This is a genomic window from Thalassoroseus sp. (genome assembly GCF_984380535.1).
Genome location: NZ_CFHRBF010000003.1, coordinates 268,468 through 291,368 on the forward strand (window position 1 = coordinate 268,468; position 22,901 = coordinate 291,368).

Here is a 22,901-nt window from a genome sequence, read left to right on the forward strand (position 1 = left end):
ACATGCAGATGCGTTCTCTCATTCCCATGCTTATGATTGCAGTGGCTGCCCATGTTGCAGATGCTGCCAATCCAGAAAAAGTGGATAAGACCGGACCCGCCGGGGAATATCTTCAGGAAGCGTTCCAGGCAGAAATTGAAGGATTGCCAGCGATTCGCCAGCAGCGATTGAATGCAGCAATTCAAGAAGACCCCGATCTGAAGCTTGCCCGCTGGCAACTGGGGCAAGTTGAACGCGATGGCGAATGGATCTCTTTTTCTGAACTGCCCGATCAACTCGCAGCGGATGACGCAATTGCCGAGTATCGCAACATTCGTGGGTGGTACGGAAAAACGAAGGAAGCGCAGTTGGAGTTGGCCAATTGGTGTCGATCGGCGAAACTACCCGATCGCGAAAAAGCACACCTGATTGCATCCTTGGAATTGTCAGATAATCCTAACGATCCCGAACTTCGATCACGGTTGGGATTTCAAATGGTCGAAGGTGAATGGCGGACTCAGGCCGAGATCGATGAGCTTCAAGAACTCCGACGGGAATACGAAAAACACCTGACGTATTGGCGACCGAAAATTCAAACTTTGGTCCTGCAATTGAACAGTCGACGTTCCGGACTCCGAAAGCAGGCCATCGCGGACCTTAAGGCCATTTCCGAAATTGAAGCATTGCCAGCCTTAGAGATCGTACTCGGTCAGGCAGGGTTGGAAGCCGGCCGGATTCTGGTCGATATTCTAGGTCAGTTCCCCTCGCACCGAGCAGCCGACGCCTTGGCACGTGTGGCTGTCCTCTCGCCATGGAAAGTCGTACGTGCGGAAGCGGCAAAAGAATTGCGGTCCCGTCCCTATGGGGCCTACGTGCCGGAATTAGTTGCAACCCTCCGCACACCGATTGCAGCAGAAGTTCGTTTGGTCCTTGGTTCTCGCGGCGTGCATTTACTCGAACAGTTCACACGCGAAACGCAGACGGCTCACCAAGTCATTGATAAAACACGATCGAACTACGTGGTCGCGGTCGGACAGCGGAGGTTCACACCTCGTGGGGACTCGCAAGATGATCAGGCACGAATTGCGCGGGCGAATTTGAACTCAACGTTAGATGCCCGAATTCGGGCGGCCGAAACCCAACGTGCGGTCGATGCTGAAAACCGTCAGACCGAAGCTTGGAATTCGCGTGTGTGCGAGGTATTGGCTAGCGCCACCGGCAACCGACTCCCCGCCGAGCCAGCCACCTGGTGGCAGTGGTGGAGCGATTATAATCAGATGGACGAAGGTGAAAAGGAAACTCAATACCAACGCTACGAAGAACGCTATGTCGCAGAGGTTTCGGTTCGGAATCCGACGCGGCAGGCTATCAAACAGTCCTTGCAGAATCCATCGAGTTCAAGCTCGACTCAGCGTCCATGCGAGTGTCTTGTAGCCGGCACACCGATCTGGACCGATCGCGGCCCGGTGCCCGTCGAGGCTGTCGAACTCGGTGATTTGGTTCTCGCAAAAGATCCGCAAACCGGTGAGTTGACCTATCAACCTGTGCAACGGACAACAGTGCGTGAAGCCGAGCCTGTGATGAAGGTCGTCACATCATTCGGTTCGATCCGGGCAACCGGCGGGCACACGTTTTGGGTTTCTGGACAAGGTTGGACGAAACTTCGCGACGTTATTCCCGGCCAACAGTTCCACGGTGTTTCAGGACCGGTGGAGATCCAAAGCCTCGAAGACGATGGTGAAGAAAAAACTTACAACCTTCTGATCCCTGAAGTCCACACCTACTTTACCGGCGAGGAGTTGATCATGAGTCATGATGTGACAGTCGCCGAACCCGTCGATCCGGTGATTCCTGGCTACACTCCACAGTAGGTTGTGAATCGAGGATAACTTCGGAATCGCCTACTGGCAGAATAGACTGTATTGAGGTCTGTCGGGACTGCGTTGGAAACAGAATGTTTGTGATTTCCAACGCCCCCGAGATCAAAGTCGTTCCGATCAGTTGCAACCGGCCCTAGTTCTGGGCGATTGCGAGATGAATAAATCGGAGGAACCCCTCCGCAAGCTCGCGGTCGCTTGTGAACTGCCGGCGGGCAGCGCTCAAAGTTTCGCAACTGCGACTTAACCAGTAATCATCGTCTTCTTCGAGGCGTCGCAATTCACGGGCAATCTCGGTGGTGTTATCACCAATAAAGATACCGTCGAGATCCTCGAGAAAAGTTCGTTCACATGTCAGCCGATCGGTGACTACAGGGGTTCCCATTGCCATTGATCGCAGGATCGCAAAGCAACTGATTCCCTTGTCTTTGATGTGAACGGTCGCCCGCGTACGAGCCATTGAAGGTAAATCGGGTGTGGTACCATCCGGGTTCCCTTTTCCGTAAACCTTGATACGCAACGGAGCAGTTTCCTGGTTGATTGCTTGTACTCGCGACCACGCATCCGGCCATACCCGCTGAAGATGGTGAATGTATGCCGCGAACCCGCTGCGTTTACTAGGGTCGCGTGGTGCCGGTGGCAAACCACTCCAATTCAAAAGCTTACGAGTTTGAAACGTATTGCAATGGGCCATCTTTGCCAGTCCCCGGCGACTGGGACCCAGGAAATGCCTCACCTTGAGACGTTTGAACGCGTCAAAGATGTTGTTGCCATGTCGTACGATTAAAGGGACATGCAGATTGAATCGTCTGACATGTTCTTCGAACTTCTTGACTTGGAGATCAGTCGTGACGATCACTGCTCCATAGACGTTTTGGCGAAGTCGTTGCTTGATAGCGGCATCGTCGGGGAGACCAACACCGAGTTTCGCCAGTCGACGTTGCTCCGCTTTGGTCATGGTTGTACCGACCAGTCGGCTATTGGGCGGCCCGACATCGAACGGGATGCCGGCTGATTGACAGAGTTCCATGATCTCAAGAGTCGATTCACCATGCATCGAAAAGAACAAAACGGATGGCGTTGGTCGTGAATCGATAGAGGTGAGGAAAGGTCGATTCTCAATGCGATACCCACGACGTAAGAGTCGCTGCAACGAGGCCCGGTCTTCATGAGTAAACAGGGCGTTGTATTGCCCGTTAGGAGCATCGTTGAAGTTCCGAATTGGTTTCAGAACGTTGCCGCTGTAGTTCCAACCTTGATAACCCAGTTCGTCCATCAACTCAAACAGTTCACCCACCTCGTTTCCTAGTTCGCGAAAAAACCGGTCTGTCACTTCTGTAATCACCGCGGGACGCCAGCGACGCAATGTGTCTCGCATACCTCGAAGCGCTTTGACTTCAGCTCCTTCGATATCAAGCTTGACGACATGCACAGGTCGATCGATAGAAAGGTCGTCCCAAGACCGCGTTTCCACTTGATATTCGTTGACGCATTTGGAAATCGGTCTTAGCGAGGAAATACCTGTATGATGACTCGGCCCTTCATAAAACCGGTTGGTTCCACATTCGTCGGATAGCGCGAATGGATAGATCGTCACGTTCCCGCGACCGTTAGGAATCAGTCCGACGTTTTCTTGAAGTCGTCTGCGAACCGATGGCGAAGGCTCGAAGGTTGTGACGGCACCGGACGGCCCAACGTTTTCGGTTGCCAGGAGCGTAAAGTATCCAATGTTGGCACCACCATCGACGAAGTGATCACCGGACTTCAGAAGCGTGCTAATGAGCCGACTGGTGCAGCCTTCAAATTCACCGCAGCGGGCGATCGCTTGACCACAACGGTCGTGCTTGTACGCCTTAATGACGAATCCGAAGTTTGTCTGAATCAAACTGTAGGGTTCACTCGTGTCGACCGTCACGCCCTGTACCTTTCATGAAAGAGGCGAGTACAGGACTAGCTGACTCGGGTTGAAAAACTGACGGGAAAAGCCTGCATGTCGAAGTCGGTTATGAAAGATGACGTGTTCACAATCTCCCCCTGCATATTCCGCCGCGAGCATACATTCCATTCGATAAATGCCCACCCCCCCAAAACAGGATTCGACTGGCAACAATGGTCCGCCTCGTGGCAAGTCTAAGTCTCGCGGATGTTCTAGCGTTTGCTCGAGTATGCCGATCGCGGGACGGTAGGCCCAGGTGTCGAAGTGAAAGAACGGGGGACGTCCTGGTTTACGGTCCAGCCGACGATCCAAACCGTATGATCCTACATAGTCCCACTGGTCATGTCCGAAGGTGTGCGCGATTCCGTCATAGCTCCAACCACCGGCTAGATCGGTATCGACGACAATGACATAGTCGAACTTTGAATATTTTCGTTGAATCAGTTCGCGATATTGGTTGCGGCAAAATGCGAGCCACTTAGCCCGTTCTAGGCTTCGGCTTCGTTCGTATTTTCGGTGCCCTTTGGTCGTGCTTAGATATTCCACACGCGAGTTGCGGTGACACCAGTCGGATAGAAATTCGACCGTGGCATCTGTGGAATCATTTTCAAATAGCGATACACGGTAATCAGCGAACATTTCGCCTAGTCGTTCAATACGGGTGGCGGTCCGCGGAAGATATTGCCGAACGTCACGAGACAAACCGCAAACTACGACAGAGCATTCTGCCATTCGCTGTCGTCCACGTTCGATTCGTTCCTGGTACTCCGGTTGTCGTGATTCGTCGACGGGAAAAATGTCTTCCGGAAAATCCGTGAGTGATTCTTCACAACCAAGTTCCGACTCGACACTCCCACTGAACCAAGCGGCTCGCCGACCGGCGCGAAGTCCGGCGTTCATCCAAATCGTGCTAGTATTGCCGACGTGTTGTGAGAGGCTCGGGGAAGTCGACCACACTTCAATGTGATTGGCACGCGACCAACCGGCAAGCATTTCCGGCACAGGGATATGATTCCCACCGGCCGCCGCCAGCCACGCATGTGACAGTTCGGAATCACACAGCAACGCTCGCGCAGTCCCGGGAGAAATAAGCAAAGCTGTTGCACTGAAGCTCCAACTTCCGTGAGCATTAAACCAACCGTTTTCTGTTCGCGTTCCCGAGTAGAACAAGGAAATGATTCCGGGACGTGTTCCTGGCCAAAGAACCGTTTCGAGATATTCCCGAAGAGAGTGACGGTCATGCAGGATGGCGTCGTCTTGTAAGATGAGATATGCGTCCGCATCTGGCTGGTGCAAGATCAATTCCGCAAGTGCCATGTACCAAGCTGGCCACGCCCCGACGCTATCCTCTCGCCACGTCACTGGCAGATGCTCATAACGTTTGGGAGGGGCCAACGTCCCGTCGAGAAATAGCCGAATGTCGTCCCAACCCGCGCGCACAAGTGAATCGAGTGTGAGTTCCAAGGTCGGATCCCGTCGCGGAGCGGTGGTAACACCAACACCCCATTTTCGGACTTTGGGGCCACAACGTTTCTTAGGGCGTGGAACAAGTTCTTCCAGTGATAACATTCGCGAAATTGGCGGCTGCTTTAACCAATCGCGACACATGCGACAACGCGACTCGCTGGCGTACTGATGATTCGGATGATTACATTCGTAAAGCGTCTCTAAATCTTTCGGATCAGTCGCACTGTTTGATCGGCCGTTGGTTGAAACAGATTTCGCGGACAGCTTGGTATTGCCTTTCCAACAGCAGCTTTGACTCACTCTGGCTGGTGTCAGACGGAAGGCAGTCGGGTGCACGATATTCACAGAGCCGCTTGCACGCTGTCGGACGCTATGAGCGACTTCGAGACGACATTCGGATGTTCCTCCGGCAGCTTCGATGGCTCCCGCTTCGCGAAACAAGACGCTCGCAACGACCGGGTTCAATTTCCGTTCACACGGTGGGAACGAATCACAACACGCACGGCAGATTTGCTCAGTGACTCGTGATGCGGCAGGACCGAGCATCGAACTGACCAAGCCGCATTGGACGTTGTCCCCTTGCACGGAACGCCAGCGGCAAGTCTCGACGGTCGGCAGTACAAGCTTAGCTTTTCGGGGCATGGGAAGTCTTTCGCGAACGACCGTGACCGCTCAACGGGTTTCTCTGTGGGTGATTGTTTGCCGAATCCATTTGAGAATCTGAGGTTTGCGAATACGCCAGCTATGCTCTCTCGTTGCGAACCTTCGCGCTCGGCGGCTAGCCGCTGAAATGTCTTGGCCATGAACTGATTGAAGGACAGTCGCCAGCCGAGACGGATCGATGCGGGCTGCAGGAATACAAAGATCGTTACCGATTCGTAGGGCTTCGCTTTTTGCCGGTATTCGGGCCATCGGATTGTGTTCGTTCATCGGAGGCACATCGGTCGTGATCAACGGCATCCCAGCTGCTTGACATTCCAACAGCGGAAGCCCAAGTCCTTCCCAAAGACTTGGTTGCACACACACATCGCCTTCGCAGTAGAGTAGTCGATTGTCGATTGGCGGTGGACGCAGCTCAACGTTCGGCGGTAGGCGAGGAACTTGTTGACTCGCGGCGTAGACGATTACGTTGATTTCTGGTGCTCTTTCAGCAGCGGCCAAAAGCACTTTGAGGCCTTTTCGTCGCACAGTCGTCTCCGGCTCGCTGCACCATACTCCACGAGCCCCGCCGGACCCATGAACGTAGACAAATCGGCGACATTCACGACGCAACCGAAACGGAATACGACGCGTATCGATGGGCCAGGGCAGACACGCGACGGTCCAGTCGAACCGGTAACGCTGCTTCCACTGAGCGAGCATATGCGAAGTGTGCTGCGTGGGACAGAGCATGAGATCCACGTTTGCGACCCAATCCAAACTCGGCTGAATCCACTCCCAGTTTGGTACACAAATTACGCGTACGCCCATCCGCTGGGCTGTCATCAGGATTTTCGGAAAGTATGGACGTTCGATAAACAACACTGCATCAAGTCCATCAAGCCAGGCTTCTACTTCCGAGTCTAAGACCTCATGATCGATCCAGTCTTGTCGGCAGGAATACTCGCCCGAGTGGTGTCTGCCTCCGGGAATCAACCAGCGATCGATACCAAGATGTTGAGCGATGTCGCGACATTGATGGGCGAGACCGTATCCTCGATCCGGTCCGATCAAGCCGATACGGGGTGTCGACAAACGAGAAAACCATCGGCGTCGATTGCGACTGTGGGTGAATTGCTGATTGACTTTGGCAGCCTGATCGAAATCTGTTGCTTGCAATTGTTGTTCGTCAGCGTCTCTCAAGAAACGCTGAGCGAACCGTATGGTTTGCTGCAGCGGAGCTTGGGTGGGACACCCTGCCGCTATGCGATGTCGAACCCGATTGGCGGCGGAATAGACGAGTGCAGCCACAACGGGATTCAATTGTGGACCGATCGGAAGCGGCTCGGCACAGCATGATTCGCAAATCTGCGTATTCACGCGGGAGTCGCTTGGCGACGCACCATCAACCAACTCGGTCACTAGTCGACACTGCCACTGAGGACCGTAGCGATCAGAATCGAGTTGACGATATTCACAATCATCGGGACGACGCGAAGGGGCGGTCATTTGGGTTGGAGGACTACCCAGGTCTTCGAAATATCACCGGGAAATGCTCCCGTGTAGGGCGGTGGTGGTCCGGGGGAAACTCCGGCTGGCAAATCAATTGGCTTCCATGATTCGTCTTGCCATTCCCAGATTAGAAAGCACCCACCGCGGAATTTTCCATCCGCCCCGTGAGGCAGACCTTGATGATGGTCGTCAGCAGCCCATGCCGTCGGGCGGCGGCCGAGTGAGGTTGAAATTTGCAGCAAGACTGACCGGATATCCGGTAACAACTCCGACCGCAGAGCACGGACGTCGACCAGAAGCCGAATGATACACCCCAAGAGTACGATTAGCACGAGGAGGATCAGCGTCGTCAGTGTTGCCATAGTTTCTCCAGTTGCTTCATCATGAATTTCACCGGCGCGTGAGCACATTATGCGTTCACTCTGAAAGATTGCAAACGTATGGACACACGTTGTTGTCTAATTTCGACGAAAACTATTCTGGGGTGGTTAGCTCGTGAAGTTGGGGTGCCTCGAGAGCAACGGTGCGGGCAACTCGGAACCCGGTGAAACTGTACCCAGTGGCTGATTGTGGGTAACGGCGGTCTGAGCGAAGATGAGTGGCGGGGCTTTTGAAATTCCCCCCTCTTAGCACGATATCGGTATGAGGCTCGCTAACGTGACACCACTCGGCAACATTCCCTGCAATGTCGAAGAGTCCCCACGCGTTGGGCATCAACTGACCGACCGGGTGTAGCAATCCTTTGGAGTTGTAACCAGACCAGGCGAAGTTGTGCACTTTTTGTTCGTCGCTGCCAAAGTACCATCCGGTGTCCGAGCCGGCGCGACATGCACATTCCCATTCATGTTCCGTCAGTAAACGATAACCAGTTTTTGTGAGTTGCTCGTTTGACATTTTGGCATGAGTCATCTCGATCTGATCGACAGGCGGGTAACACATCTCGTCTTCGGGAATTTTCTCTTGCTCACTTAACCAGCGGCAATACTGCATTGCATCGATAAGGGAGACCTTATTAGCGGGGCAATGCAGCGACTTGGCGACGTCACTCGCATAACTAGAATTTGGTCGGAATCTTCGATATTGCTCAATTGTCACTTCGTGAGCACTGACAGCGAAAGAATATGGAATCGTAACCTGACTTGGCGATTCGTCATTTTCTTGTTCTGGGGCGTCCGTGTGAACCGTGACGACGTTCGGCCCAGGTATTACTGACATCACATGACCAAGAGAATTCACCCACCAGCCATACCGCATGAGTTGGCCATAACTAGGAGGACCGGGAGCGGCCAACTCGTTGTAAACCGATCGAACGTCAGACTCGTCCAAACGGTTTCGCAGCAACCATCCGGCGGCGCTACGTTCTGCCGGGCTTTCAGCATTATGGATCAGGTCGTTGAGCAGGTCACGAAGTTGTTGTTCGACTTGCGGCGAAATCTTCCAGCCGCGATAGCCGTTCAAGCTAAGAAGCAGAGCCTGCCGAGTCGCCGGATCGTCAGACTTTTCGATCCCCTGCAGAACGGTTTCCGGAGACACCCCGTATTCCGGCATTTCGAGAATCAGCTCAGTCCGCGCGGTGGGGTCTGCTGCTGTTGATAACACGGCTTCCACCGGTTCTCCGTGCTCCATCTGCAACAATGCGACAGTGGCATTTCGCCGTCGTCGTGTCCCTTTGGATGTCTTGTCTTCCTTAGTGATAGCATGTTTGAAGGTCTCGACCGCGACTTCGGAATCTCGTGGAAGTCCCGCGAAGAGCACGGGAAACTCACTCGACTCGGCCAATAGTATCAGCTCGGATAGAGTTTCCGGATCCGCCATGCGGGCTAATGCGCGAGCGACGTTGGCATGCTCGACCGATTCGATCGAGGTTTCTAAATATCGCTTGCGAAGTGCCGGCGTCAGCACGTTCGCGACTGGTTTGAGCATCTCGACATAGTTGTCAATCTGCAAGACGTTTTCCGTGAGCAATGCATCGACAACCGTTGGAGCGATTTCTTCCCAATCCGCGGAATTAGGATCGGCAATCGCCAATAAAATTGCCGATCGCACCTGCGACTCTCGGTCAGCATCTTCATTCCGAAGATTCCACCACAGAGTTTTGGCATGTGACTCCGCGTACGGAGCGATTCGTTGCCTGACTACCGCGAGCGTCCCGAGATCAGCATGCAAACTCTGTTCGACCAAACGGCGGGCCCGTTCTCCGGCGACATCGGCGAGAACGTAATTCGCACGCAGCCGATCGGACGGGGATGTAGACGGGTCGTCAGCAATCCTTTGCAAACGAATGAGTCCAGAAGTGGTTTCTTGTTGAATCGCGGCGGCGATTTCCGGCAGTTCTGAAAGTTCGGATGTTAGCAATTGATCGATTAGGCCATCAGTTCGAAGTTGCTCTTGGGTGTTCAAGAAGTGCCAACGAGCCGTCATGGTGCCACCGACGACGACCAAGGCACCGACGCAAAACAAAAGACAACGAAGCCGATGTCGCTTGGCTGCAACTGCCATCATCCGGCGTTCGGCATTGGTCCAAGTTCGCCGGGAAGTCCGGGTGACGATCGTCCAATATTCCCGAAGCGTCGGTAGTTGCCGCATCTCGGGATGACGATTCCACGTCGCCGAACGATCTTCGAGTAGGAGTTCAGCACGTCCGCGACGTGTTTCACGCTGCTTCCGCGTGAGCCACTGACGTAATGCGGGAACCAGGTAATCGTGAGTTAACTGGTAATAACGTCGTGCCCCTGTTTCCGTGGTCGACTCGAACTCATCGACACCAGCGACCTGTTGCGACGTGTTCGTTTCGGTGCTGACGCTTGAGCCTTCAGGATCAGTCGGTGTGATCAAGCGAAGTTCTGCATCGAGAATTCTGATGAGGCTGTTGAAGTCTTTGGTTCGATTTGCATAGCCGGAGACAACACGAAGTTCTTCCAGCGATTTCATTTGGCCTTTGATGTCCTGCCCCGCTCTGGGCAACAAATGCTTGAGTACCGCTTGAGCCGCTTGGCTGTGAAATCGATGTTGCGGTGGTGCCAGTGGGGAACTTAGTGTTTGCTCGAGAAACGCAACGCCCACACCATCGGCACCGCCGACTTCTTGTAGTGTGGAAGGTGTCCACGGGCGACCTTTGACCATTTCCGCAAATAGGGAAATGCGGACACACATGACCTTCCCATCTTCAGCCAATGTGTTGACTGCCTGTTGGAGGAACTCTTTCTGGTCGGCAGACAATTCGGCGGGGTATTCGGGAAGCTTTTGAAATGCCCGGCCGAATGCAGCCAACACATGCTGGGCATGGTCAACGTCAAACAGGTCCGCCAATGCAACATTGTGGCCATCGACGAGTTGAATTTCCAATTCCCGCAGAAACCGGCTGACAGCAAGCCAAAAGTCATCACGGATCAGGAGTAAACACTGTAGATGACCGCCATCGCATTGACGCAGTGCCTGCACCAATTCGGTGTTCGATTTGACATTTTTTCCATGAAGCCATTGCTCGAATTGATCGATGACAATCAACAGTTTCTGACTGCCTTGGCGGACACGTTGTCGTCTCAATAGAGACAAGGTCGCCTTCAAATCGAGACTTTGATCGATATCGGGAAATCGTTTCCGCAATACCAACAACAACCGCGATTCCGTACCCTCTGCCGACGCCTCCACATAGACATAGGGAATGCCGGGTTTCAGGATCGGCAAAAGACCCGCACGGACAAAAGATGACTTGCCACACCCGGATGGACCATAAATCAGGCCCACGGAAAACGTGCGATCGGTGTCGGTTTCTTCGATGCGGGTCTTCCAAAATCGAATACTCTCGGGTAGGCCGTCACGGTCACGGGGACCGGGAAGGAGTTCTTGGAAGAAGTCGGCATCGTGTTTTTCGAAGGACCGTAACCCTTTGGGAATCACACGGATCGCCCGACGAAACGGTGTGGTCACCGCGGACTGCGACTCTCGGATCGGAAGTGCGAAGTTCGCGACATCGGCAGTGCATTCTCGCAAATCGTTCGCTAAGTCGAGGGCTGTCGAATAACGCTCTGAAGCTCGTGGCGAGAGGGCACGCATGCAGATCCGCTCGATCTCCTTGGGAATCGAATCGTTGATTTGACGCGGCGGTCGGGGTTCATCCGCGGAAATTTTCTTGAGAAGGATACTTTCGGATTTGGCAGAGAATGTTCGTCGTCCGGTGAGCAGCTCGTAGAACACGGCTCCGAGACTGTAGATGTCGCTTCGACCATCAACCCGATGACCTTCGCCTCGAGCCTGTTCCGGCGACATATAAGCCGGCGTTCCGACATTGTCCGAACCAGGTCGTGGTTCTTCTTCGCGAAGGGCCAGGCCAAAATCTGCGATGAACGGCGTACCGCGATGATCGAGCAAGATGTTGGCCGGCTTCACGTCTCTATGGACGATACCTTTCAAATGTGCGTGGTGCAGTGCTTCGGCGAGCGTCGCAGTTAGCGAAATGGTCGACCGAATATCAAAGGGTTTTTGTCCCAACCGCTGCAAAAGGTCAGAGCCTTCGATGTATTTTGAAACGACGAAACAGGGAAACGACGTGGTGCTCCCGTAGTCGTAGACGGGAACAATATTCGGATGATCGAGTTTGGCAAGGGTACGAGCTTCGATGAGATATTGGTCGGCAGTGGTGTGATCTTGGAACCACTTCGCATGCGGAACCTTGATTGCGACCAATCGATCCAGCTGAAGATCCCGAGCGAGGAAGACAATGCCAAAGCCTCCCTTCCCTAAAACTCGTTCGACCGGGTAACGTCCAATTTGTTTCGGGATTTCGCCATCACGATACGACGGGGCCGGATCTCGATCTGTCGGATCGTCCTCCTGCTCCCCAAAACGATGGGTGTTACCGTAAGGGTCGAATTCAGCCATAATCCTAGCCCTGTCCAACTCGAACAGTCCACAGTTGACTCTCGTCGACATACTTTCCCGGTAATTCGGCCGACTGCCGACATCCCATGAAGTCGACGATCGCTAAAACCCGAGATTTGGTCTCTCTGGTATCGAAAATACTGTGTTCTCGGTGCTTGATCTTAGCAGAATCGCCTCAATTCGCACGTCGGATTCGGATGTCTTCCTCGGGTTTGCGAGTCGCAACGGCAATTGCGGGGCGAATATTTTTCATCCCCGCCTGCCATACTGCAAGGATCATTTGGCCGAGCCATTTGTAAGGATCTTCGCCGTTGCGAGACCGTCGTATGTTGGTGCCACTCGGATGTTTTCGAAGCCGGCAGAGGGAACAGCGTCCTGAGACACGATCACCTTTGACAAATCGGCGGCACTCCGACCTTTCGCGTTGATCACCGTCCATTGATCTGGCTCTGCGGGGATTCTCCGTGGTGGAGCAAGTTGCACGAACAATTTATCAGGACGACTCCGATAGCTTTCCAATCGAACCAGCACCGAACGTCGATGACCGGGCCTCAACTGGGGGCCGGTTACCGTTTCGCGAAAGAGTGTCGCGGTGAGTCGTGACTGATCGTCAATACCGATGAGCACCCGTTTCTCTCCGCTCGCAGTCGCTAAGGCAAAGTCGGTTCGTAACCCCTTTTTCGGAACGGTTAGTTCTGCGGTCGCGTAAAGTGTTTGTCCCTCTTCGCCGAGATCGATCCACGCGGGTGGCGGTTGTTGAGAGACCTGTTCGACTGCGGGGAGATGTCGATCGAGTTCGACGGAGTTCGGCATCGTCATACGCTCTAACTCATCAAGCGAGACTTTCACAACCTCCATCGTTTGTTTAGCGCCAGAGAAGGCAATGAGTAGATGCCCGTCGTGTTCAATGATGTGGGGGTAATCGATGTGACGATCGCCAACTAACCAAAAGAGCTTGGTGAAGACCAACCCGTCCTGACTCACAGCCAATGTGAGCGGGTCCCGCTTGCGTGGGTTCGAGTTAGAGACCATCACATAATATCCGCGACTAGTGCGATGCACGAAGAACTTGCTGGTGGCGTCTGGGAAATTCGTCTGTTGAATTTCACTCCACGATCTGCCGTTATCTCGGGAGAATGTGCGGAGGAGAAACTTCGACCCGCCGTTGTCACGAATTAGTCCGACGATCGTTTTTTGATCGGGAAGAATGTACCAGTACGGTTCTTCTGGACGGCCATGACCGTCGTACGCGGCTAACGGGCGAATTTGCCAATTATCGAAAGCTTTCGTTCCACCAATCATCACCGAGACCTGTCTGCGGTGATCGCGACGGGTCATCATCCATTCGCCCGAGGGAAGACGTTTGGGAGGAAAGTTGTTCATGGAATCATCAAGCACTGTTCCGTGGGACAACCATCTTTTTCCATTCCAGCGAAACGCTTCCAGGCTCAGTCCGCGACCGGCATAACCAGGGGCATTGAAATGGCTCGAAAGTGCGAGCAGATCTCCGTTGCGTTCCCAAAATCCGCGAGCGATCCAACCGTAACCGTCGATTCTCGGCGGGCCGGTCAGATCGGCAGGTTTTGTCCAATGTAAGCCGTCTTGACTTGTCGCGAACGAATTCCGAGTGTCGGGGCGATCGTGTCCTGGCACGATGTTGCGATGCTGCTCTGCCGATACCCCCGAATGCGGTAGTCCGGGACCATCGCTCCACATTGCCCAAAATTGACCAGCATAATGGGCGAGATAGGCATGCTGATGCACGCGAGTACCACCAAAGTCGCGAACGTCACTGATCATCGCATGCTCGACGGGAACACGAGGCAATTTCTTGTAATCGATCTGGTGTGGGTCGTTCGGTAACCAATCACCGGCCAACATGACCGCATGATTTTCTGGATGGGGTTTGGGGGCCGCCTCTTCTGCCTGAAGTGTGCCGCAAATGACCACCATCGAAAGAAGAAGGCAACCGTAGCAGTCAAGTAAGCAATTCATCATTGAGCCCTTATCGTGTTCCCCACTCGATTGTTCCCCACAGATGCGGTGTCAATTCCGCTTCGCTGGGGACGTCGGCCGTGATCCCGGTGGCCTTGTTCGACCAATACGAACGAGCGGTCGTTTCTGTCCCATTCCCCCTGAGAATACCGATGTCACCTTTCATCCGCATTCCCCCCGAGGGGACGAAGCCCAGAGTTTTCAGCGGAATCGATACTTCGAAGAAACCCTGTCCATCGTTAGCCAATTCGATTTGATCACTCACATCTTCCACGCGGTCGAATGTGATGGTACGCCAGGGCGAACTGAAGGGAACCTTCGCGGAATTCTCTCTGGACGAAACGGGTTCATAGAGCACGGCACGTGGCTTGCCATCAACTTCCGTGACCAACAGTCGGAAATCGCCGGGGACCGGTGATCGTCGTTGCGGATCGGCCTCGGGATTTGTAGCGAGCATGAGATCCAAGCCTCCCCCGGTCTTGAACAGGGCTTGAGGGATTTCGCCTGAGTTGCGTATCAGATCTCGCTGTGTTGTTCGCCAAGCCGCATGCAAATGCTCGCCGCTAATCGCGAGAGATCCGCTGACATCAAAGGGGCGGGAGTTCGAGTTGAAATTGGCCCGCACGCCACGTTTGTCGATGTCGACCCATTCAGCGTCCTTCCAATCACCGTCCTGTCCGTCAGTCCGCATGTGATTTGCCGGAAAGATGGGGGCATGCAAAATGCTTCGTCCAAATTCGGCTTGGCGCTTCGACTCACGTTCGAGTACCCACTGGCGGGCTTTATTCAGATGATCGACCGAAACTTCGACAGTAAATGGCTCAATGCGGCGGATTGTGTCCAGTCCTTCCAGTCGTACGAGGCTACTGTAGGAACCATCAACGACATACACATCACCCTCGGGAGTGCTGGTGATCGTTGGCCAAAAGTTCTCGTCGTGGAGCGAAATCGCATCGAGCGACATGCCACGCCTAGCCACCGGCATCTTCCAAAGTTTGCCTTGGCGGACATCTTCGAACACCGTCGCCACAAACAGACCATCGCGGGTGAATACATAGAAGTTGCCCATGTTGGCATTCACTGCCCATAACGGACCGGCTTCGCATCCCTTGACGGTGAACAAGCCGCCCATCAGCCGGGTCGGGCCAATGACTTGCCCCGGAAAACTTGGTGAGGCGGCTTCGTGCGACGCGTGTAAACCAGGCCACGGATTCGGGTAGCTCCAGATCGGCTTCCCGTTTCGCGTTCCGCTGAGTGAATGCTGATGGAACGGTTCGACTCCCAATGTGATTACAGCTTCATCGCTGTCATCAGTAAGCACTTGATCGCCACCCGAAGAACCCGGTCGTTGCACGGCACTCGCAAGAACAAATCGACTTGAGCGGTCGTAAACGGGAATGCCGGCATCGGTGAGTTTGACGGGGGCGAACCGCACCGCCTGACCATTCAATCGAGCGATGCAGAACGAAAGGTCGTTCATCACCGTGACTCCACCGCTTGTCGCCTGCTCCATCCAGACCTCGTTCGGTTGAACTTGGGCGTCTGCATTGAGGTCACTCCAAGCGAAGAAAGCCTGATTTCGACCACCGTGCCCGTGAACGTCACCTGAGTTCGGATCAATACCTTCCGGCCAACGATCGTGAAATGGTTCCGTTTTGAGCAAATCCCAATGATTGGCCAACCCCATCGCAGCGGCAGGCTGGGCCAGCCCGTCACGATCGTGAAACAGAAACGCCGTTGTATGACCGGCTACAGGATTCGTGTTGAAACAATTGGTGAAGTATCGCTGTCCGTGATGATGCAAAGACTGCTCGGGGGCCGCTGCGCGAAACGGCAATGGAAAGTCCGGCTCGCTCCGGTAAAGCACACGTTTCAGTTTCGAAGTGCCCGTGTCCCAATCTAGAGAAAACTCGAGTGATCCGCGGTTTTCGTCTGCGTAATAAAACAGCGATCGGTCAACCGAGTCGAGAACCCCACCACCGCCATATTTGCCGGGACCGTAGAAAGCGTTGACGAGTTCACCATTCTGCGTCCAAACACTGACCCGTTTGGGAAGATAATCGTGTTCAGTGACCCAGATGTGTCCCTTTGAATCGACTGCCAGACCAGCCGGATGGTTCATGTGCATCTCGTCGTAGTTGCCTGCGCGAGGCTTCCCAGGTGTTCCGATCACGCGGATCGATTCACCGCTCCCTGTGAACAACTTGACTTGATGACTATCGCCATGGTCGCTGATGTAAACATTGTCTTTCGCATCGAGCGTGAGACCGAACGGATCGTCGAGCCCGCGGGAAATGATCGTCTCCGCTTGCGACAATTCGGCTGGATCAATTGCCTCTGTAAACCGTAGAAGTCGATTTTCGGACAGTACCAACAAGCGGCCGCGGGAATCGAAGAAAACGCCTCTCGGACTCTCGACACCGGCTGTTCCTAAGACCTTGCCGGTCGCGCTGTCGATCCATAACAGCTGATTGTCTCGTCGCAAACTACAGACGATCACGCCGTTCCACGCTGCGATTCCACCGAGGTCTTCGAGGTGGTGAGTCCCAGTCTCCGAATGGTTTAGTCGATGAGTTACAACCGGCTCGGGTTTGAGACCAGGACCGGATCGTCGCAGTGCTGTCACGCGGAGTTCCGTGATCCCCGAGCGTTTGTCGGTTTCCCATGTCGAGGCAACAAAGGCGGCAACATCGGGTGATGCATCGGGACCGGTGTCACGTCCAAGGAACGGTGCGGCCGTCCAATTACCACCGATCCACTTGAGCCCACCACGTTTCTTGCCATCGAGATCGACCCACGCGAAACCGTCTGGCCCTTCTGTCACGTAGCAGCCCAAGAAAACAGCGGGTTCGCCAGTGGGAGATGTTCGAGCTGGTACGAAGACAGCCGCGGAGGGCGGAGAATGGTTGGCCAACCAAGCCCCGGTATGGTCGGGCGTGCTCCACGGTGGGGACCCAGACCCATAAACCGCGAACTCATAGTACGGCTCGATCTTCTTTCGCCACAAACCACGAGCCGTGTACTTGCCCGGCGAAACGAGTTGGGCGGGAATGTTGTAGAGACCATGCTGTGCCGCTTCGACATCGCGTCCAAGATCATCGGTGCCATCCCACCACACCACATTTTCACCAGCGGGAAATTGGGTTTCGGAGACTAAGTTGCGAATTCGCTGGCCCGTTTTGTCTTCGACCACAAGCGTCACAAAACCGTCTTCCGGCAATCGGAATCGCACAGGAATCGGGGCATGGGCGATCGTCTCCGAAGTTGTCGCCGGTGTCAGCTTCGTCAATGGGGCATCGCTCAGATTATGACAGGCGAGCAATTCTCCAAGCCAAACGCGTTTTCCGCCCGCCGGCCGATTGGCAGTGTGAGGATGCCGTGCAATCGATGGTTCAATCAGGCGGAGGCGAATCGCCCGTGTCTCGACAGCCGTCGGAAACACCATCGCGTTCGGCCACAGCTGTACCGGATAACCATTCTCAAGACCACGAAAAATGCCGACCGACCGCCAATCGGAATCGTCGGCTTCGAGCGGGTGCTGGGATTCCGACCCCACATACTCCTCCACCTCCGCGGCCCCAAAGCCAGTCCAAAGCGAAATGAGCCGATCGATCTGGACCGGCTGTGGCCACGTCAGTGTGATGAATTCGGGGTCCGAGTCCGAAACGACGGGGCGATCCGTGGTCTCTGCGATCGAATGCTCGATGTTCTCCCACTCGCCCCATTGATCGTTTTCGCCATTGATGATTTTTGCAACGTGTTTCTGGTTCGATGTTGCGGTCGGAGTCGCCAACGAAGCCAAATTCGTCAACCGCTCTTGCAGAATCATTACACCGCCCACACGCCCCGCATACGTTTCATCAGCCGGTTCCGCCATATGTGTGAACCGAATTGCTCGTGTCTTCACATTCGGCGGCAACGTCCAAATGCCGACACCTTGTCGCGTCTCGCGACCCACACGTGTTTCCAGGATCGGCTCAGACGATGGTACCCCGTCGACAAGACGACGAGCAGGAATCCATTGAGCATCGTCGTTCAGATCGCCAGGATATTCCACGTCGCTCCTAAGGACGCTCAGGACTCCACCACCTCGAACCAAGACGGACCCAACCGGGACGGCTTCATGGAATCCAATTCGCAAGTGACGAGCACCGGGGGACTTCGAAGTTCCAAACGTCAATCCGCTATGCCCTGGAGGTCCGTTCTTATCGTTCGTCCACAGTATCCACTCCGGGGAAGATTCCCGTTTGCTCGTATCGAGGGAGTGCTCTGCTCCATCCACCCACTCGGCAAAAACGGACGGATCAATCAAGTCCTGAGCAATCGGCGTATCAGGTCTTGCGGGCGTGGCTGCGTTAGCGATCGTGACGAACGCGTTGGTCACGCACCCTGCCAGAAAAAGGGCGTACATATGCTTCATGGAATTGCTCGTTGTCCGATGACGTCTAATAACGGATTTCAAAATTCTAGGGTGCACGACTTTGCAGACGCAAACGAGTGAGCGTATTCTGCGCATCCACCGCCTACCCAAACCAGATTGAGAAAGCCGACATCGTGACTGATAGCCAACAGCATTTCCAGCAGTTGTTGAAATGGCTGAGAATGGAGGCCGAGGCCGAGGCGGAGCGAATCGACGAACGACGACGACTCGGGACCAAGAAGGATGCGGAACGGTCGGGCGAGACAATTCTCGATCTTGTGGTCACCGAGCACGATTCTGGAGTTGGCGGACAGACCTTGTTGACACTCGTCAAACGGAATCGAACACTTCGCTTGCCCTGGACACGTCTGCGAAGCGGTTCGCCAATCGTGCTCACATCCGATGCAGCCAACGAGAAACCCGCACGGGGAGTCGTCATTGCGTTGAATCGAGAGTCGGTCACGTTGTCTGCTGCGGATTGGCCCGAAGGCGATCGGTACCGGATTGATCTGTCCGCCGATGAAATCACGCGGAAACGACAAGAAAAAGCGTTGAACGCGGTTCAGAAGGCATCTGGACGGACGGACCAACTACGTCAGGTTCTGTTCGGTGAACGAGAACCGCGGTTCTCAAAAGAAATTGAGGTTGAGGTGTCCGAATCACTGAACTCGACCCAACAGGAGGCCATTCGTTTCGCGTTGACCGCCGAAGATATCGCGATCATTCACGGTCCACCAGGAACGGGAAAAACAACGACCGTCGTCGAGTTAATTCTGCAAGCGGTGCAGCGGGGCCAAAAGGTGTTGGCATGTGCCCCCAGCAACATAGCGGTCGACAATCTTCTGGAACGATTGATCGCATCACGTTGCCAAGTCGTTCGACTAGGACATCCGGCACGAGTCGATGAACAGCTTCGCCAGTACACGCTCGATGCCCAAGTCGCTGCCCATGAGTTGATGGACGTCGCGGGTGAGATGTTCCGTGAGGCAGATTCGTTATTTCGAAAAGCCGGGCGTTACACTCGGGCGAAACCGGCTCCAGGTATGAAGCCGGAGATGCGTCGTGAAGCGCGGCGTCTGAAAGCCGACGCTCGTTTACTGGAACAACAAGCGGTGACGACGGTACTAGATCGAGTCGATGTCGTCTGTACTACACTAGTATTTGATGAAGGATTACTCGGAGATCGACGTTTTGATGTGACAGTGATTGATGAGGCTTGTCAAAGCACAGAACCTGCGTGCTGGATTCCTATACTAAGAGCGGATCGAGTTGTACTGGCTGGTGATCATTGTCAATTGCCTCCTACTGTGTTGTCGGCGACAGCTGCCCGTGAGGGTTTCACGACGAGCATGCTAGAACGATTGATAGTAGACCTGGGTCAATCAATCGTACGACAACTGACAGTTCAATACCGCATGCACGAACATATCATGGAGTTTTCGTCGCAGCAATTTTATGACGGAACTCTGAACGCAGACGAGTCGGTCGCAAGGCATACACTCCAAGGGTTGCCAAACGTTCAAGCGACGCCTTTGACAGATACACCTATCGTATTCATCGATTCGGCTGGTGCAGATTGGCATGAGGAAATCGAGCCCGATGGAGCTAGTAAACTCAACCCGCAAGAAGGCGCTTTCGTACTACGGAAAGTCGAACAACTTCTTGCCTCGGGACTTCAGGCAAAGGATATTGCAATCATTGCTCCCTACGCTGCGCAAGTCCGTTGGCTACGCGAACAATCAATACATGAAGATCTTGAAATCGATACCGTTGACGGATTTCAAGGACGCGAAAAAGAGGCATTACTGATTTCCTGTGTCCGTTCGAACTCGAAGGGCGAGATCGGTTTCTTAGCAGACACTCGGCGTATGAACGTCGCCCTGACTCGAGCGCGACGAAAGCTAATTGTCGTCGGTGATAGCGCGACACTTGGTGGTCATGATTTCTATGCGGCGTTACTCGCATATTTCGAGTGCTTCGACGCCTATCAGTCGATTTGGACTGAACTGGATTGAACAGTAGGTTTTACGTTGTCGCTCATGACGATATATTGTCTTCAGCCCTGAGCGGTTCGCTAAGCATTCGGCCTTCGGATCATTCGCATATTAGACTTGGAACCTGCTTGATCCAGATTTCATCAATACTATTGCGGACACCAAGGCAACGACGCAGCTTCGAACCCCCCACCACCGAGTGCTTGGTAAGCGTTGACGATAGCGCCAAGTTGCTGCTGTTTTGTCTCGATGAGTACCATCCTGGCTTCCATCATTTCACGCTGGGCTAACAGAACCTCGACATATTCCGCGCGAGCATTTTGGAACAGTTTGTTAGCTGCATCCACGGATGCTTCCAACGCCTCTAGTTGTTGCTTCTTGACTTCAATACTTTGCCGATAGTTCTCGACCTTAGTGAGAAAATTGACGACTTCGATATGAGCGACAAGGACCGTTTTCTGGTACTCGTAGATCTTTTGGAGTTGTGCAGCATTCGCGCTATAGTAGTCCGCTTTGATCGCACGCCGATTGATCAGCGGGCCGGCGATTTCTAAGGCTGCATGATAGATAAGCGATTCAGGCGTCGTGAATAAGTACCGCAAGTTGTATGCTTGTAGGCCAATACCCGCTCGAAGATCGAAACTAGGATAGAACCGGGCTCGGGCGACTTTGATATCTAGTCCGGCTGCGGCGACTTCACGTTCGGCTTGTCGAATATCTGCTCGGTTCATGAGCAGTTCGACCGGCAGGCCGGAACTTAGAGAAGTCAAGTTGAGGTTGATATAGTCGACCGACGAACGTTCCACAGGTTGAGGATAGCGGCCGACCAAAAAATTGATTCTGTTCTCGGCCTCGATGATTGCTTGCTTGATGACTAGTAATTCGCTTTCGTTTTTACGGACCTCGGCCTGGAATCGTTGGACGGCAAGTTCCGTCCCACGTCCCGCTTCTTTCTTCGCTTTCGCGACATCCAAACTTTCTTGTTGGATGCGAATTGTCTGCTTTAGAGTGAGGAGCCGATTGTCGAGTGCTAGTAGCTCGTAGTAAGTCTCAGCAATTTCGGCAACTAGGCGTGTCACGATATAGTTTCGACCCTCTTGCGATGCCAAGTATCGCATGCCGGCTGCATTCTGGGCGTTTCGTAATTTCTTCCAGACATCCAACTCCCAAGAGACACTCGCCCCTGCGAGGAAGTCAGGGAGCGGATCGGGAAAAGCTCGTCCGGGTGCAACTTCTAGCTCCTCTTCCACAGCACCGTCTCGTGTGAAACGGCTCGGTTTTTCCACACCTGTGGCCCCACCCAACCGTACGAATGGTCGGTATTCACCGCTGCGGGCATAGACTTCGTTATTCGCGATGTTAATCTCTTCGGCAAGAATCCGAAGTTCTTGATTTTCAGCGAAAGCTTGGTAAATCAAACCGATCAAATGGGGGTCGTCGAAGAACAGGTTCAGCGGGAGTCGAGCGGAGTTCTCCTCACATATAGGATCGGTTTCGGCCGTCTCGGTCGGGGTTGTTACTTCCGCCGGAAGTGGGGCCGGAGCCGTTTGACTGCTAATGGCCGACTTCGGAGACTCCTCGTCCTCGACGAGATCGTCGTCCGATGTGAGATCAGTCGTCGAGCCATCCGTGAGCAGGCTCGGTTCACTTGCTGGACTTGAGTTCTCGGAGGGAGTGTCGTTCTTCTCTGGAACCGTCAAGCTGGTCAATTCAATGGAAGCTCGAGGCCGGAACGTGTCGGTTGTCGACTCTTCTATGGCTTGGGATTCGATGTCAGTTGGAGCGACCGGATTTGATTCGGGGGCGTTAGCATCGGGAGCGTGATCCGGCTCGGCAGCTGGCGCTGGCGGTTTCGCGTCGACCGGGGCGGCGTTCGGTTCGCCAGCTTCGCCATTCCACCAGACGGGACGATTGTTGAATGCGAACTCGTGCGGAATTTCCGTTCCCGGCAGTGGTGGGCGGAGGGCGGGGACACAACCAGGTAAGGAGATTGCCAAGCAAGAAAATAGAATCGCAGCCGACGTAGTGAAGCGATCGAGTTTCGATTTGGCAATGGGTACGATTGATGAGTTCATGTTCATCCTTGAGACACGAACCGGTATCTATCCGGCCTGAATTGGAGCACAATTCGTTGACTTACTTCGCAGCCGAACCATCATCCCGACTTAACGCCTTGGAGGCTGGTCTACGCAACAATCGTA

10 protein-coding genes are annotated in these 22,901 nt (G+C 54.1%); 2 read left to right on the forward strand and 8 right to left on the reverse strand.

Annotation, left to right across the window (positions count from 1 at the left end; all coding sequences use genetic code 11):
- Window positions 1-2: 2 nt before the first annotated feature.
- The gene (locus AC5DDB_RS05495) at window positions 3-1,850 is read left to right on the forward strand and encodes a polymorphic toxin-type HINT domain-containing protein (RefSeq protein ID WP_491738683.1); all 1,848 of its coding nucleotides are present in this window, start codon (window positions 3-5) and stop codon (window positions 1,848-1,850) included.
- Between the two features lie 142 nt (window positions 1,851-1,992).
- Here AC5DDB_RS05495 and AC5DDB_RS05500 read toward each other — a convergent pair whose 3' ends face one another.
- From AC5DDB_RS05500 to AC5DDB_RS05530, 7 genes are all read right to left on the reverse strand, one after another.
- Complete coding sequence (locus AC5DDB_RS05500) at window positions 1,993-3,771, reverse strand: FkbM family methyltransferase (protein ID WP_491738684.1); 1,779 nt, start codon at window positions 3,769-3,771, stop codon at window positions 1,993-1,995.
- Window positions 3,772-3,783: 12 nt separating this feature from the next.
- The gene (locus tag AC5DDB_RS05505) at window positions 3,784-5,901 is read right to left on the reverse strand and encodes a hypothetical protein (RefSeq protein ID WP_491738685.1); all 2,118 of its coding nucleotides are present in this window, start codon (window positions 5,899-5,901) and stop codon (window positions 3,784-3,786) included.
- Window positions 5,902-5,931: 30 nt separating this feature from the next.
- Window positions 5,932-7,407 carry a glycosyltransferase gene (locus AC5DDB_RS05510; protein WP_491738686.1) on the reverse strand — a complete coding sequence of 492 codons (1,476 nt, stop codon included), beginning with the start codon at window positions 7,405-7,407 and terminating at the stop codon, window positions 5,932-5,934.
- Complete coding sequence (locus tag AC5DDB_RS05515; protein ID WP_491738687.1) at window positions 7,404-7,772, reverse strand: hypothetical protein; 369 nt, start codon at window positions 7,770-7,772, stop codon at window positions 7,404-7,406. The genes AC5DDB_RS05510 and AC5DDB_RS05515 overlap by 4 nt, the downstream gene beginning before the upstream one ends.
- A 112-nt stretch (window positions 7,773-7,884) precedes the next feature.
- On the reverse strand, window positions 7,885-12,291 hold the full coding sequence (locus AC5DDB_RS05520; RefSeq protein WP_491738688.1) for a protein kinase domain-containing protein: 4,407 nt from the start codon (window positions 12,289-12,291) through the stop codon (window positions 7,885-7,887).
- A 276-nt stretch (window positions 12,292-12,567) separates the two neighbouring features.
- Window positions 12,568-14,289, reverse strand: coding sequence for an exo-alpha-sialidase (locus AC5DDB_RS05525; RefSeq protein ID WP_491738689.1), 1,722 nt, complete (start codon window positions 14,287-14,289; stop codon window positions 12,568-12,570).
- 7 nt (window positions 14,290-14,296) lie between these two features.
- A complete protein-coding gene (locus tag AC5DDB_RS05530; RefSeq protein WP_491738690.1) occupies window positions 14,297-18,706 on the reverse strand; it encodes a hypothetical protein in 4,410 nt (1,469 codons plus the stop codon).
- Between the two features lie 134 nt (window positions 18,707-18,840).
- On the opposite strand from AC5DDB_RS05530, the gene AC5DDB_RS05535 reads away from it, so the two are divergent.
- The gene (locus AC5DDB_RS05535; RefSeq protein WP_491738691.1) at window positions 18,841-20,721 is read left to right on the forward strand and encodes an IGHMBP2 family helicase; all 1,881 of its coding nucleotides are present in this window, start codon (window positions 18,841-18,843) and stop codon (window positions 20,719-20,721) included.
- Window positions 20,722-20,849: 128 nt separating this feature from the next.
- Here AC5DDB_RS05535 and AC5DDB_RS05540 read toward each other — a convergent pair whose 3' ends face one another.
- A complete protein-coding gene (locus tag AC5DDB_RS05540; protein ID WP_491738692.1) occupies window positions 20,850-22,775 on the reverse strand; it encodes a TolC family protein in 1,926 nt (641 codons plus the stop codon).
- Between the last annotated feature and the right edge of the window lie 126 nt (window positions 22,776-22,901).

Coding starts and splice junctions, on each gene's coding strand:
- AC5DDB_RS05495 (WP_491738683.1), top strand. CDS start 3: ATGCAGATGCGTTCTCTCATTCCCATGCTTATGATTGCAGTGGCTGCC.
- AC5DDB_RS05505 (WP_491738685.1), bottom strand. CDS start 5,901: ATGCCCCGAAAAGCTAAGCTTGTACTGCCGACCGTCGAGACTTGCCGC.
- AC5DDB_RS05510 (WP_491738686.1), bottom strand. CDS start 7,407: ATGACCGCCCCTTCGCGTCGTCCCGATGATTGTGAATATCGTCAACTC.
- AC5DDB_RS05515 (WP_491738687.1), bottom strand. CDS start 7,772: ATGGCAACACTGACGACGCTGATCCTCCTCGTGCTAATCGTACTCTTG.
- AC5DDB_RS05520 (WP_491738688.1), bottom strand. CDS start 12,291: ATGGCTGAATTCGACCCTTACGGTAACACCCATCGTTTTGGGGAGCAG.
- AC5DDB_RS05525 (WP_491738689.1), bottom strand. CDS start 14,289: ATGATGAATTGCTTACTTGACTGCTACGGTTGCCTTCTTCTTTCGATG.
- AC5DDB_RS05530 (WP_491738690.1), bottom strand. CDS start 18,706: ATGAAGCATATGTACGCCCTTTTTCTGGCAGGGTGCGTGACCAACGCG.
- AC5DDB_RS05540 (WP_491738692.1), bottom strand. CDS start 22,775: ATGAACTCATCAATCGTACCCATTGCCAAATCGAAACTCGATCGCTTC.